The organism is Bacillus sp. BS3(2021) (assembly GCF_021043345.1).
In the GTDB taxonomy this organism is placed as follows: Bacteria; Bacillota; Bacilli; order Bacillales; family Bacillaceae; genus Bacillus; species Bacillus paralicheniformis.
Genome location: NZ_JAJNDM010000003.1, coordinates 449,810 through 462,630, shown reverse-complemented (window position 1 = coordinate 462,630; position 12,821 = coordinate 449,810). Strand labels below are relative to the sequence as shown.

The 12,821-nt window shown below is 46.3% G+C and carries 21 protein-coding genes and 1 tRNA gene; 13 read left to right on the top strand and 9 right to left on the bottom strand.

Features of this window, described 5'->3' with window-relative positions; all coding sequences use genetic code 11:
• A partial coding sequence (locus LQ247_RS10045; RefSeq protein WP_231005992.1) for a lipase family protein occupies positions 1–1,270 on the bottom strand: 1,270 nt, incomplete at its 3' end.
• A 57-nt stretch (positions 1,271–1,327) separates the two neighbouring features.
• On the opposite strand from LQ247_RS10045, the gene LQ247_RS10040 reads away from it, so the two are divergent.
• Positions 1,328–1,642 (top strand): DUF1433 domain-containing protein, encoded by a 315-nt coding sequence (locus LQ247_RS10040; RefSeq protein WP_003181118.1) that lies wholly within the window; start codon positions 1,328–1,330, stop codon positions 1,640–1,642.
• Between the two features lie 31 nt (positions 1,643–1,673).
• Here the strand turns inward: LQ247_RS10040 and LQ247_RS10035 are convergent, their stop codons facing one another.
• From LQ247_RS10035 to LQ247_RS10005, 7 genes are all read right to left on the bottom strand, one after another.
• Positions 1,674–1,847, bottom strand: coding sequence for a hypothetical protein (locus LQ247_RS10035; RefSeq protein ID WP_117612603.1), 174 nt, complete (start codon positions 1,845–1,847; stop codon positions 1,674–1,676).
• 47 nt (positions 1,848–1,894) lie between these two features.
• Positions 1,895–2,704 (bottom strand): ATP-dependent DNA ligase, encoded by an 810-nt coding sequence (locus LQ247_RS10030; RefSeq protein WP_231005991.1) that lies wholly within the window; start codon positions 2,702–2,704, stop codon positions 1,895–1,897.
• An 89-nt stretch (positions 2,705–2,793) separates the two neighbouring features.
• On the bottom strand, positions 2,794–2,946 hold the full coding sequence (locus LQ247_RS10025) for a hypothetical protein (RefSeq protein WP_023856052.1): 153 nt from the start codon (positions 2,944–2,946) through the stop codon (positions 2,794–2,796).
• A 111-nt stretch (positions 2,947–3,057) separates the two neighbouring features.
• Positions 3,058–3,390 (bottom strand): hypothetical protein, encoded by a 333-nt coding sequence (locus tag LQ247_RS10020; RefSeq protein WP_231005990.1) that lies wholly within the window; start codon positions 3,388–3,390, stop codon positions 3,058–3,060.
• A gap of 24 nt (positions 3,391–3,414) precedes the next feature.
• Positions 3,415–3,597 (bottom strand): hypothetical protein, encoded by a 183-nt coding sequence (locus tag LQ247_RS10015; RefSeq protein ID WP_231005989.1) that lies wholly within the window; start codon positions 3,595–3,597, stop codon positions 3,415–3,417.
• Positions 3,594–3,791, bottom strand: a complete 198-nt coding sequence (locus LQ247_RS10010; RefSeq protein ID WP_231005988.1) for a hypothetical protein — start codon at positions 3,789–3,791, stop codon at positions 3,594–3,596. The genes LQ247_RS10015 and LQ247_RS10010 overlap by 4 nt, the downstream gene beginning before the upstream one ends.
• Complete coding sequence (locus tag LQ247_RS10005; RefSeq protein ID WP_231005987.1) at positions 3,791–3,952, bottom strand: hypothetical protein; 162 nt, start codon at positions 3,950–3,952, stop codon at positions 3,791–3,793. Before LQ247_RS10005 ends, LQ247_RS10010 begins: the two co-directional genes overlap by 1 nt.
• A gap of 304 nt (positions 3,953–4,256) precedes the next feature.
• On the opposite strand from LQ247_RS10005, the gene LQ247_RS10000 reads away from it, so the two are divergent.
• The 7 genes from LQ247_RS10000 (at position 4,257) to LQ247_RS09975 (ending at position 6,884) form a co-directional block, all read left to right on the top strand.
• A complete protein-coding gene (locus tag LQ247_RS10000; protein WP_106070845.1) occupies positions 4,257–4,475 on the top strand; it encodes a helix-turn-helix domain-containing protein in 219 nt (72 codons plus the stop codon).
• Positions 4,476–5,607: 1,132 nt separating this feature from the next.
• Positions 5,608–5,757 (top strand): hypothetical protein, encoded by a 150-nt coding sequence (locus LQ247_RS09995; RefSeq protein ID WP_231005986.1) that lies wholly within the window; start codon positions 5,608–5,610, stop codon positions 5,755–5,757.
• Positions 5,754–5,900 (top strand): hypothetical protein, encoded by a 147-nt coding sequence (locus tag LQ247_RS09990; RefSeq protein WP_186439845.1) that lies wholly within the window; start codon positions 5,754–5,756, stop codon positions 5,898–5,900. Before LQ247_RS09995 ends, LQ247_RS09990 begins: the two co-directional genes overlap by 4 nt.
• Positions 5,901–5,923: 23 nt before the next feature.
• Positions 5,924–6,196, top strand: coding sequence for a hypothetical protein (locus LQ247_RS09985; RefSeq protein WP_231005985.1), 273 nt, complete (start codon positions 5,924–5,926; stop codon positions 6,194–6,196).
• Positions 6,197–6,383: 187 nt separating this feature from the next.
• Positions 6,384–6,455: transfer RNA gene (locus LQ247_RS09980), tRNA-Trp, on the top strand.
• Between the two features lie 48 nt (positions 6,456–6,503).
• On the top strand, positions 6,504–6,638 hold the full coding sequence (locus tag LQ247_RS22035) for a hypothetical protein (protein ID WP_263629318.1): 135 nt from the start codon (positions 6,504–6,506) through the stop codon (positions 6,636–6,638).
• Positions 6,639–6,659: 21 nt separating this feature from the next.
• On the top strand, positions 6,660–6,884 hold the full coding sequence (locus LQ247_RS09975; RefSeq protein ID WP_061576361.1) for a hypothetical protein: 225 nt from the start codon (positions 6,660–6,662) through the stop codon (positions 6,882–6,884).
• Here LQ247_RS09975 and LQ247_RS09970 read toward each other — a convergent pair.
• The gene (locus tag LQ247_RS09970) at positions 6,881–7,426 is read right to left on the bottom strand and encodes a tyrosine-type recombinase/integrase (RefSeq protein WP_231005984.1); all 546 of its coding nucleotides are present in this window, start codon (positions 7,424–7,426) and stop codon (positions 6,881–6,883) included. The genes LQ247_RS09975 and LQ247_RS09970 overlap by 4 nt on opposite strands.
• A gap of 104 nt (positions 7,427–7,530) precedes the next feature.
• Between LQ247_RS09970 and terL the strand changes: the two genes are divergently transcribed.
• The 5 genes from terL to LQ247_RS09945 are packed head-to-tail and all read left to right on the top strand — an operon-like array spanning position 7,531 to position 12,717.
• Complete coding sequence (gene terL, locus LQ247_RS09965) at positions 7,531–9,291, top strand: phage terminase large subunit (RefSeq protein ID WP_231005982.1); 1,761 nt, start codon at positions 7,531–7,533, stop codon at positions 9,289–9,291.
• Between the two features lie 12 nt (positions 9,292–9,303).
• Entirely contained in the window at positions 9,304–9,732 is a 429-nt protein-coding gene (locus LQ247_RS09960) for a phBC6A51 family helix-turn-helix protein (protein ID WP_144498678.1), read from the top strand.
• Positions 9,733–9,734: 2 nt separating this feature from the next.
• The gene (locus LQ247_RS09955) at positions 9,735–11,342 is read left to right on the top strand and encodes a phage portal protein (protein ID WP_231005980.1); all 1,608 of its coding nucleotides are present in this window, start codon (positions 9,735–9,737) and stop codon (positions 11,340–11,342) included.
• On the top strand, positions 11,342–12,166 hold the full coding sequence (locus LQ247_RS09950) for a phage minor capsid protein (RefSeq protein ID WP_269146000.1): 825 nt from the start codon (positions 11,342–11,344) through the stop codon (positions 12,164–12,166). Before LQ247_RS09955 ends, LQ247_RS09950 begins: the two co-directional genes overlap by 1 nt.
• Positions 12,163–12,717: a hypothetical protein gene (locus LQ247_RS09945; protein WP_231005978.1), complete on the top strand. Its 555-nt coding sequence runs from the start codon at positions 12,163–12,165 to the stop codon at positions 12,715–12,717. The genes LQ247_RS09950 and LQ247_RS09945 overlap by 4 nt, the downstream gene beginning before the upstream one ends.
• The last annotated feature ends 104 nt before the right edge of the window (positions 12,718–12,821 follow it).

The window sequence follows — 12,821 nt, the reverse complement described above, 5'->3', positions numbered from 1 at the left end:
ACGACTGCGCCAGGTTTTTCAGCGTATTGTTTACATCTTCGAGTGTCAGCTTGTCGTATAGACCGTGGCCGACTTGATGGTAGGTATCGTGTTTCAGGTCGTTGATTTCGGCGTCGTGTTCCTGATAAGCGTTTTCGGCTTCGCGTTTCATCGTCCGCAGATCGTTGATCATCGCATTTACTTTTTGCGCGAGCTGCTTAGCGACTTCGGGTGTTACTTTAATTGCGCCACTTCCGGATGCAACTTCCGGTGGAAGCATTGCTTTTAAATTTTTATCGTATACGAGCTCATCGCCCTCTATATTTTGAACATTGCCGTTTTCGTCGAAAGAGAAATTCGACTTGTTTATCCCATGTGTATCCGGATTTTGAAAGATTAGTGTATTAGCGAAATACAGAAGGTTTCTTCCAACCTGTTGGAGTTTATTGCCGTCAAGTCTTTCTTCGCGGTTAGCCGTTGCAATAGAAGGGTCTTTTGTGTAGATGGTAGTCCCATTGTGGCGATCGAATTCGTCCCACCAACCGGCACCGACCATATCATCCGGATTAATGATAGATTTTACATAAGAGTTATAATCTCCGTTATTAATTTCCTTCTGTTTTTCATCAGAATGCAGGTGAACGATTGAGGGGCTATTAAACGCGACGGCATAGATATCATTGTTGACCGCGCTATATTCAGCCTCTGCGCCGCCGAGCGAGTGTCCGGTGGTTGAAATAACTGTCGAGGTACCTTTATACTTTTGTTTAACTTCCCGCACAAGTTGATCGGCTTGATCGATTTGCGATGTTTTTGTAATTAATTTATAATCTCCGGACTCAAGCATGGCAGTTTGTTCCATCGAACCAATATATCTACCGAACGTCTTAGACGTATCTTTCGCATCTTTCTTGACGACATATTGTGTTTTATCTTTCGGATCGTTTCCTAAGACGATATGATTAACGTCTGCTTGCTCTACGTCACTTAACGGGTCCTTCCCCGGATCAGTTCCCGCAAAAGCTACAACGACGTTTTTGGGGTGGTCGGATTTCACCCACTTGCCGTTTTTATTTTCGGCCTGGGATAGAACGGCCGCATCTAACCCGGTGTCTTCGTCTGTTTTAATTTTATCAACATACCAGTAGGTGGCTCCGGAAACAGATGAATTAATCCGTATGTACTCTTTGTTTTTTAATTTTTTTCTGAGATAATCGTAGTTGTAAGAACGTTGGCTTATACGATAATAAGTCTCATCCGTAAGATTGGACTTCTTAATCTTCTTACTCAAGATATACAACACCTTCCGTGTAATGTAAAATAATAATAGGAAAGGAATGAATTTCATTTGAAAAAATACATTATTATCCTACTATTGTTAATTATAGCAGGTGGAGGGTTGTTTATGAAGCATCAGTATGATGTGAAAAAAGAAGAAACTGTTCTTTTTGAGAAGGCGAAAACTAAGATGACTGAATATCTACATAATGAGTACAAAGGTATTGATACTATTACTTATTATGATGATTACTTTATTGATCCAACCGGTGCTATCACCGTTGAAGGATATTTGAACGGTGATAAATCTAAAGAGTTCGACGGTTTATATGATCCGGCGAGTGATAAGATAGGAAGCTCGTCTGTAGATGCAGAAGAAAAATAGCCCGCTCATGGGAGTCGGGCTTTTTTCGTATTTATATACTCTTTTTCATACCGCAACGTCGGCACTCACGAAGGAAAATTCCGTCCTTCACCGAGCTTTTAAACAGCGTATAATCACAGTTGTCGCAGCGGCCATAATGAACATCCGGATATTCCTTGTAGTCGTATATAATCGTTATGTCGTATCCTTTTGTTTCGTAATCCATTCGTCCTCAACCTCCGACTAATAGAATACGATAAATGACCGGCACATTCAACGCCATTCATAGAACGACGGGATCCGCAGCAAGCCGTTTTTCGTCTTGAACCGGTGCTTTACGCGGCACCCAATCGGCTCAATATAGACGTATTTATCCGTTTCCTTAACGTCTTTTCTCTCCGCATGTAACTTTCGCCGTGCATCGTATGGCATGAACTCCATAACGCCGGAATATCGGCCGTCCAAGTACGAAAGCACAAGCGCATTGTCTTCCTTTCGAATTCCCGTTATGAAAACGTCAGTATATTCGTAGTTCACGATCTTCAGCCAGCGGTCCGATCGCTTATTTTCTGCATACGGCGCGTCTGCCCGCTTCATAACGATTCCCTCGATCTTATTTTCGCGGACTAATTCGAAATAATCCGCAGCATGGCCGCGAACACCTTCGACTACTTTAACGTTAGGATGATCGATTTTTAGACCGGCCAGCAATTCTTTTCGTTCACTTAGCGGCTTAGACGTAACAGTCACGCCGTCTATCCGCAGGACATCAAAAACGCAAAATACTATCGGATGATAACTTTTTCGCGACTGGAACCGTTCCATGACGGCCTCGAAATCTCCTGCGCCCGTCGGACCAGGTACAATAAGCTCGCCGTCTAATATGGTGCCGTCCAGTATGTCGAGCGTTAATAATTCCGGAAATTTAGAGGTGACTTCGTTGTTGTGGCGTGTGTAGAGGCGAATTAAGCCGTTATTGCTTGACGCGATCAGACGGATGCCGTCGAATTTGGTTTCCGTGATATAGTCGTCCGAGTCGAACGGCTCCTTTGCGGATTCAAGCAGCATGGGCGAAATAAACAAAAAGAATCACCTCGTTTCAGCGTAGTTACTATAATGATATAGTAAGAGTCCGCCGAGACAAAGCGATTCGGTTTCGGTAAATTATTCCGTCATTTAAACAGTTTACGGAGCGCTTTTCCGGTTTGCTTCCCGGCTGCCCTTCGTACGATCCGTTTTCCTACGGTTCCTTTCTTGACCGCATTTACATCGCCAAGCAGGCGAGATAATCCGTAAAGAAAGCCACGCGTTTTATTGATCGACATTCCGCATCGCTCCTTTCAGCGATTTTCCCATGAAATTAAAGCGTAGGAGCCGCCGGAATCTGCTGCGGGTATATTAGGTATCGGCGGCCGTTTAACGCCTGATTTCGTGTGTTATTCGATAACCTTAATCGTCTTAAATCCGCTGCCATTTTCGTATTGATCCTTCGTAAAAGTCACGCTAATCCGATCGCCTGGCTTTGCGTCTGTGGCTGCCGGATCGAAAGAGAAGCCGCCGTCGTCCGCTGATACCGCGTAGTCCTTCCCTTCAACGATATATTCGCGTTCAACCGTTTCCTGGGCGTCCTTGGCTTCGGCGGCCATGTCGTCAGCCACGCGATAAGCAATATCGACATCTTCGTTTAGTTTGGCGGCGTAGATTCCGAGAGCCGCGTTGCCTGCGATTGATAGGCCGAGGATGGCCGTTAAAAGTTTCGTTTTATTCATCGTCATTACCTCCGCAATATATGATTAAAATTCGTACCCGGAATTATCTTCTCGACAAGCGTGGCAGTATGTGCTCCATACGTAGCCTCTCGGAACATCTTCCGCGTACCATTCTACGGAATGATCCTCGTCACAATGACGGCATTCGCAGAGATCTTCCACCGGAATTACGGCGTTTTTCAAGAATACAGATTTTACGTTTTTCATTCGTCATTACCTCCGTATTTGGTTGCGATTAAATAGCCGAGACATGTAAGCGCCGTATTAAAGCCGATCTGATACGCTTTGCCTTCGTCTTTAAATGACGTAATAGGGCGCTGATATAGATCGAGAAGTTGATCGGCTTGCTGCGGCTTCAGCGGCGGTGTGTCGGACCACAAGCGTTTTATATAAAGCGTCATTACCGATTCCTCCTCGATCTAAAGAATAGAAGCGCGATAAAAACGACAGCTGAGCCGAGGCCGACGTAATCCAAAGCGGAAAGCCAGCCGAAGTCCATATCCGCAATCCAGGCGAGCAAGACGACGATTAACAAAATTTCCGTAGTATCAATTCGTTTCATTCGTGTTATAATTGATTGACAAGGGGCGCAATGCCCCTCGTTGTTATGTGCGGCGACGGTGCTTCTTGGTCGGAGGCCGTCGCTCTTTACTTTCGGATTCCTTTCGCATCTTCCGGATTTCTAAGACGATTTTTAGAATTCCGAGCCAAGTTGCGATGATTGCCGAAAGCTTCATCACGGTGTCAATCAATTACGTTCACCTCCTTTCGTTACCTTAATTATAACGCATAACCGTTATAACGTCAATGCGTTATTTACAAAAATATCGTTTTTACGTTATAATAATCGCAGGAGGTGCCGGCAAATGATCGTTAAATTAAAGATAGCCGAGCTACTTGATCGGAAAGATATGACGCAGAAGGAACTCGCTGACTTAACCGGAATCCGTCCGACTGCCATTAGCGAACTGTGCCGCGGAATTAAGGAACGGGTGCAGCTCGACCATCTCAGCCGGATTGCGACCGCGTTGAATATATCGGATATACGGGAGCTTATCGACCTGACCGAGGACGCTGACGAATGATTGGCGTCTATTTTTTCGTGTTGATACCGTATATTTATACGTTAGTATGAATAATAATATGTTGAATGTAACGGTGAGACATCGGATGATTATCGTTATATTCTCAATTAGAATATCGTAATTGATAATGAACACGATCTTATTCGCACAAATCGGCCAAAAACACGACTTTATTCGCACAACCGAAAATAGGGTTCGTGCTTACGGCCGCAAGGGATACAGCGGTTTTGAGTCCGTAATTACTTCTTAGTCTTCTGAATCCGAAGACTAGCGGGAACTACGTTTCACTCCGCCCCGCAGAAACGCAATCATGTATATTGTATAAATAATTGTATCGCGATAAAGGTCTTAATAATATCCGCGGACACGGAGGAGCGTAAGCGACGGAGTGGTCGCTAGGTTTTAAAACATACGGAAAGAAGTCCGATAACCTATCGAAAGTAATTGCGATGTCTTAACGATAAATACGCATACTTTACGTCTATATGCTGTCTTACGTAATAGAAGGATGTAACATACGTTTCATACCGTTGTACTTGTACGGGATGGGCACCGGCTAGCTACGGCAGGCACACCGCATATACGCACCGCCTGTTGCATACGGCAGGGGCAGCGCTATACATATAGGAAGGGAAACGGTGAGGTACAGGCGAGAGGGACAACGTCTTGTTACCCGAACATCAGCGAGACCTTGCCGGAGGATAAGCCCTTCCGAAACTCACGGGGTCATCCGACCAACACCACCGACCTACTACCGATATGCAGTATCTTATACATACCGGCCCGCACCACGCACCTGAACCATCGTTGATCTGACGCTGATTCTCGAATGCATAAAGTAAGTTCGATTGATTGCGATGGATAACATACGATAGACATAGTCATATCAACGTTTCGTTCGATTGTTCAATGTAACAAAAAGTGTTTGTGTTACATTCGATATGCAAAACGATGAATGTTTTATTCAACGGAATTTTTTGCGATGGCCCTCCCCCCAGGCCACCCCGAACAACCCCGGACGACTGCTGTTCAGAACTTGCGCACAATTTTTCGAACTCGGGGCGTAACTCAAACGGAGGTGATTACGATGTTCATTCCGACTCATGCACTATCGGAAGGTGACAAGGATCTATTGCGGAAGTTGGTCGCAGAACTACTCGAACAAGGCGAAGCGGTAGCGGTTGGAACGGACGACGACGGTCTTGAAATGAGTTTAAGTTTTCGGAGCCAGCATCCGATTGTTAAGTTCGTCGAACATATATCCCGGGATGATCGCGAATGAACTACGAAGAAGAACTCCGGAATTCAAACGGCACCGCCTCATCGTTAGTAGACGACATACATCCGTTAAGGAAATCGTTTTTATTAGCGACAGCAAAGATTGACTCCGTTTTAATTGCGGTAGGCAAGTGGATTGACGAATAAATTAACGCAAAGGAGGCGGAATCATGGCGGTACAATGCGACGAATGTCTAAAAGATTTCGATGTTCAGCCGAAGGAGCGTCCGCTGAATAATTCCGGAGTGGAGGAGACGTATTTCGAATGCCCGCACTGTTCGAAACACTATACGGTAATTATAACGGACCGTGAAACGAGGAAATTAATCCGCAAGGTAAATCGGCTACGTCAAACGGATGATTCCGTGAAAGAAGCGGACGAGGTCCAGCGACAGATAACGGCGAAGGTTAGCGCGCTTAAAGAGGAATACCGAAGGACATAACGATTTTCACGCGCAAATCACACGAAATTAGACGTTTTAGTATTCTCCGAGGGTATTCGGTAGGGTGACGGTTAGAAGCGCTAATTTCGTGTATTTTTATACGCAATCAGAACGAGGGCGATCCGAATAAGGGTCGCTCTTTTTGTGCTTGCGTTGCCTACGGGCCTTCCGGTGCGCAGGCGATCCTAGGGGCGCATGTTCCTCGGTGGCGATGCGGTCTCCAAAACCGCGTGGGCAGGTTCGATCCCTGTCGCCCCTGTAAGAGACGGTTTTGCCGTCTTAAATAACGAAAAAGGAGACGATGAAGATGACGAGAACAGAGGAATTACTGGCGTATTTAGATCGTTTGATTGCATTGCAGACTTCCGGACATTTGGTGCGTGACGAGATTGCAGAAGTCATCGACGCGATCAGATACGAATTGATGCCTGAAATCAAATAAACGAAAAAGGAGACGATGTGAATGGCGGAATCAAAGCGCGAATCAATCGGCAAAATTAAAATCGACTTGGATGTGTCCGACGCGATAACCGGACTCAAGGCGGTTCAACGCGAAGCAAAGGCGGCGACTAAGGCGCTGGCTGAATTTCAGGATCTAGCTGAACGGCTCGGTGAGAAGCCGTTAGCTGACGGTTGGGAGACTGCTAGAGTATTGCGAGAAGTATTTAAAAAAGCACCGAAGGCTTAAACCTCGATGCTTTCGTAAGCTTCCGAAATCTCTTCCGCAGTGATCCCGATGTACTTTGCCGTATCGCGCTCGCTCGAATGGTTGAGAATCACCATGATTCGCGAAAGCGGCACGCCGGTCTGGTAAAGCCGGTATCCGAAAGTCTTACGCAGCGTATGCGTTCCGATGCCGCCGATCTTTTCGTAAATGCCGGCTCGCTTAGCTGCGTCGCTTAGAATGCGGTACGCCTGGACGCGGCTGATCGGCTCGCCTCCTTTACGGCTGGCAAATACGTAATCATCGTCGTCACCTTCGAGCTGAGAAACGATTTTGAGTACGGAAGAGCTGAACGTAATCACACGTTTTTTCTTGCGTTTCTTCTCCCACAGGGTGATCGACTTCTGGTCGCGAAGCTGTCCGATTTTAAGAAGCCGCAAGTCGCTGATACGGAGGCCGAATGCCGTGCCTAATTGCGCCAGCCATTGATCACGGCCCGGCTTGAGCGCTTTTATGAACTTGTTATAATCGCGTTTTGACTTTATCGGAAAAACTTCGTTTGCCATGTCGATTCACCTCTACGTAACTTATAAATATTTTTGTTACATTCATATTAACGAAAAAGATAACGAAAGTCAACACGAAATTAAAACGAAAGGAGGCCACCAGTTTGGCATACGTTAACGGAAAATGGCTTGACCGCGAAGAAAGACAGGAACGGATCGATTTATTGACCGAGCGTGTCCGTAAATTGGTGGCGCTCATTAAGGCCGGGAAAGCTACGGAATACCACATTGACACCTTTCGGAAAGATAAAGCGGAATTGACGAAGCTGAAGCGAATACACCGGTCAGAAGTCGATATGCTCTATTTTTTCTACGAATATTTTTCCGAAGCACGTAACCCAGGAAATCCAGACAATCTTGTCCCTACCGCAGAGGTTGATATGAACCGGGCGCCTGATTTCCACGTCAAGCTGTCGCGGATATTAGACTCCGTTTCCAATAAGAACCGTACAGCACGTATCGCCTGGGCTGCGAGTCGTGGACACGCAAAAAGCGCATACTTATCGAATGCTTTTCCGGTGCACGAAATAGTTTTCCGGAAACGAAAAATGATTCTGATAATATCGGAGACAAACGCGGGCTCGAAAAAATTTATAAAATGGGTTGCGAACCAACTAAAATATAATCTTAAATTGCGGGATGATTTCGGCGTACTTCTTCATGAACAAAAAACGAGAAATGAAAAGGATAGCGAAGAGGCGTTCTTAACCACAACGGGGATTAAGATGGAGGCGACATCTCTCGGAACACAAATCCGGGGGTTCCGTAATGGATCGCAGCGACCGGATTTGATTATACTGGATGACTTGGAGTCGCGTGATTCAAATAACACAGCCGAGCTTCGACAAAAAGCGAAGGATTGGCTAAACCAAGATTTAATGCCGGCCTACGATCCGACTCAAACTGCGGTAATTTTTATGGGGACGTTAGTTCATCACGACTCTTTACTGAATTACGTATTAAACGAGCGTCGTGACTTCATTAAGAACAAATTCCCCGCAATTGTATCGATGCCTGAACGGATGGATCTGTGGGCTGAGTTTGAGCGAATCTACAGAGAGTATGATCCGACTGAAGAAGAACTCGCTGAAATGGAAACGGCAGATGAAGAGAAGCCTACGCCAAACGCGAGAGCAGCCTTGGAATATTTCGAAGAAAATCGCGAGGATATGGAGAAGGGTGTTGAGGTTCTCTGGCCTTCTCGTTTTCCTATCACTCAATTAATGCTTGAGAAAGTAAACTACGGCACCAAAGCATTCAACACAGAATTTATGAATAACCCAATCGATGAAGAGTCTCAGCTATTCAAGCCTGAGACTTTTTGTTATTACGAAAATATCGAGTTTACACCTAAAAAATACGACCTCTACATGGGAGTCGATTTTGCAATGGGTAAAGAGCGGGGGGATTACTCGGCAGTAGTTACCGTCGCAAAACACAAATCGACTGGGAAAATATACGTTGTTGACGCGTGGGGAGACCGGGTTCATCCTGACGTGTTTTTGCGCGTTATCCTCAACAAAGTGAAAATTTATCAACCATCAAGAATTGCTGCCGAGTCGCAAATGGCCCAAGAGTTTTTTATCGATACGTTAAAACGCGAGTTACAGCTAGAAGGATATCCGGCACATTCTCGCGTTACAAAAATACAACAGAGATCCCGTAAGGAGCTCCGAATTGAAGCGCTTTTGCAGCTTATCGAAAACGGGACTCTTGTTTTCAATCGCAATCATACGCTTTTGCTGGAGCAGTTCGAAAGGTACGGATCTCGCTGGCATGACGACTTACCGGATGCGTTAGAGATGGCTGTTTCTATTTCTAAGCGCTCGAAATCCGTTTTACTAAATAAACCGCAATTTCTATAAGGAGGCGATAACATGTCGCGTTTAAAAGAACTTGAATCGAAATTAACGTTACAACAACGAAAGGCCGCGCTTTTGCTTGTGGAAAACGAGTTGATGGCCGAAGCAAGGAAGACGCAGGAGGAGCTCGCCAAAGATATCGGAGCAGATCGCGTTACGGTTTACCGATGGCGGACGCAGAATAAAGCATTCATCGAATATATGAATCTACTCGCGGACGATATGCTTTCCGGTCACCGATCCGAAGTGTATGCACAGCTAATGAAGCTCATCCGAAGCTCTCAACCGTCAGTAAAAGCGATTGACTTGTTCCTCAAACGTTATGGCTTGCTTACCGATCGTCAGGTCACGGCAACGGAAAACGAAAGCGGGACGGCCAGCAACGAAGATATCGCGAAAGAAATCGAAGATATTGACGAATTGCTTAACGATGGGAACGAGTAGCTATGAATTTATTTAACCGTAAACACGACGATGCAGACGAATTCACATACGTAAAAACCTACGGAATTATCCGTAAGGGCGCTCAATTTCCGCCGCAAGATTCGATCGAGAGGCTCGCGAAATATAAGCGGGCGAAAAAATGGTTTGACGGAAAGCAGCGAGACGTATACGAAAGGGCAACGGCTATTTTAAAAGATTCGCCATTCTCGTCGCAGCTCGAAAAACTCTATATCGCGATCAACCTGGCGGATATCCTCGTTACCAAGCCTGCGGATCTACTTGTCGGAGAGCCGGTCCGTTTTGAGAGCGGAAAAGCCGATGACAGCGAAGAGCAGAGGGCGCTGAACAGATACGTTGAGGAAAACGACGTCAACCAATTGATTCACGAAAGCGCTACGGCAAACGGATATCGCGGCGACGCGTGGTTTAAAGTGCGCTATGGCTACCGTCAGGATTATTCGGAGCTTAAAAAGATGGGACTCATCGAGGGAGATGCGCCAGAAGGTGTCGAGATGGAGCCGATTATTGAGCATGTTAACGCAAGCTGGGTTTTTCCGGAGACGTCCGCCGGTAATGTTAAGCAGACGAAGGCGATCAATATTGCACAAGTCGAGTGGGTTGAAACCGAGAAAACAGAGATCCCATTTCTGAATGTTGAGCGTCACATACCGGGTTATATTATGTATTCGCGACATCGCTTACATGGTAACGGCGTTGATACTTCGACAGGGACACCGGTCCAATTGTTTACCATCGGAGAACAAGTTCCGACAGGTCGAGAGGAAGACGTAGAAGTAACGAATCTGCCGCACATACCGGTTTTCCACGTTCCGTATAAGTCAGTGGATGATTCGTACTTCGGAATTGGGCTCATCGAAAAGCTAGAAACTGTGCTAGCTGCGATCAATGACCGCCTTGTTCAGATCGATTATATTCTTTGGAAGCACAGCGATCCTACTGCATATGGTCCAGACCTGGAAACGACCAATGGAGCGGTACAGTTTGGCGGAAAGTACATTCCTGTTAACAAAGACGATCCGACTCCGGGATATATGGTGTGGCAAGCGCAACTAGATGCGGCTTTTAAAGAATTAGATGTCCTTTTCAGTAACGTCTTTCAGATGGCAGAGACGCCGCAATGGCTTTTCGGAACGACGGTGTCCGGAGACAATTCGGGCGGCACCGGGACGTCCCATACGGACGGAGTAGCAATTAGAGCGAGATTTATGCCTATCCTTTCGAAAGTGAAACGGATCCGGGCGCACTATGATAAGGCGATTCGGGACGCGCTATGGACGTGTATGCTCTTCGAAAAAGAATTCGGAGACTTATCCGTATCTGATCCGGTATATCCAAAAGCGATCTGGAACGACGGGATTCCGCGTAACGAGAAAGAAGCGGCAGAGATTGCGAGTATTAGAACTGGCGGCAAACCTACGCTGGACGTCCGATCTGCTATTAAAGAGCTTGACGAAGTAGATGACGATAAAGCCGAAGAAACTATACGCAGAATTAAAGACGATGAAAAGAGCGTTAATGGATTCGTTGACGGTTCGGTATTTAACGAGACCGAAGTGAAAGAAGAGATCGTCGAAGAGGATGACGAATAATGCGCGTTACAGAGCCGAAATACAGCTACGAGACAAATCAACTCGCTGCGTATTATCAAGACGCCGTTCAAGACATCCTAGCCGAATTGGATCGAGTTGATATCGACAATTTCCGTCGAGCAAACGCCAACGCAACACTGGCCTCTATTTCGGAAATCCTTTCGGAATTAGACGATAAAGCGAAAGCGTGGGTCGAAAAGAACATACCGAAAGCGGCTAGAGACGGCGTAATAAACACGATCGTCTCTCTTGGCGTTGCTGAAACGGTAGAAAAAGCGGCACAGATCGCTTCCTTTTCGCGCTTGAACAAAGAAATGGTTGCGGCTGCCGTTGCCGATACTCACGCGGACCTATTAGCGGTCACGCAGAATATCGACCGGAAAACGAAAGCATCTGTCCGGAAAGCTGTCTCCGATTCTATGCGATATCACATGACGCGAGGTACGAATGGACGGCGAACTATTGCGTCCGACATTCGAAATACGCTTCAGCAGTCGGTGAAAACTGGAATCATAGACGCAGCGGGAAGACGTTGGCGGCCGGAAGTTTATGCGGACATGGCGACACGTACAAAAATGATGGATACCTATCGAGAGGCAACGACGAATGAGGCGCTTAGAAGGAACGTGTATTATGCGAAGATCTCTTCACACGGAGCGAAGGACGCATGTCGTTTTTACGAGGGAAGAATCATGAAATTGACGGACGATGCACCCGGTAATTATCCGACGTACGATCAGTTGAAGGCGTCTGGTGAGATTTTTCATCCGAATTGTAAACACGTGTATTCACCGATCAGAAATCCAGAGGGGGCTTTATTTTGAACGTAAATAATAAAATGCGCGTTGGTATCTCGAATGATTCACGCGGCATTAGCAAAGTTGTTGACGAATCGCTTGACGGTACAAAGGCAATTCCGGTCGTGTTCGTACAGAAGACTACGGAGGGTAGTTTCTCATACGGAACAGCTCCGGAGGAAGGTACTGCGCTAGATAACGAAATGAGTTATCCAGTCGAAACTGATCCGGCCGGATCTGCCGAAGTTGTTGACGAAGATGTAGACGGATTAAAGGCGGTGCCAATCGTTCCTGTTACGAAAAACGCTGAAGGTAAATTCGTTTATGCGAGTGTCGGTGGCGGTGATACAGCCGTTGATTGGTCGGAAATTCAGAACAAGCCGGAAAATTTCCCGCCTTCATCACATACGCATCCAATTTCGCAAATTACCAACCTGCAAACAACGCTCAATTCGAAGCTGACTGCGAAACAGGCGGCTGCACAAGCGGATAGTACCGCAGAGGATATCGCCGGCTTAGTCGCGGATTTTAATGCGCTACTTGCTGCTCTTCGAGCTGCAAAAATACTGGCGGAATAACAGTGGACGTCGAATACGGCGTCTTTTATTTTGTCCAAATTCGGTTATGACATTAAACTATCCGATAAATTCGTCGCGTTGGACGTTAAAAACGTAATAGGAGG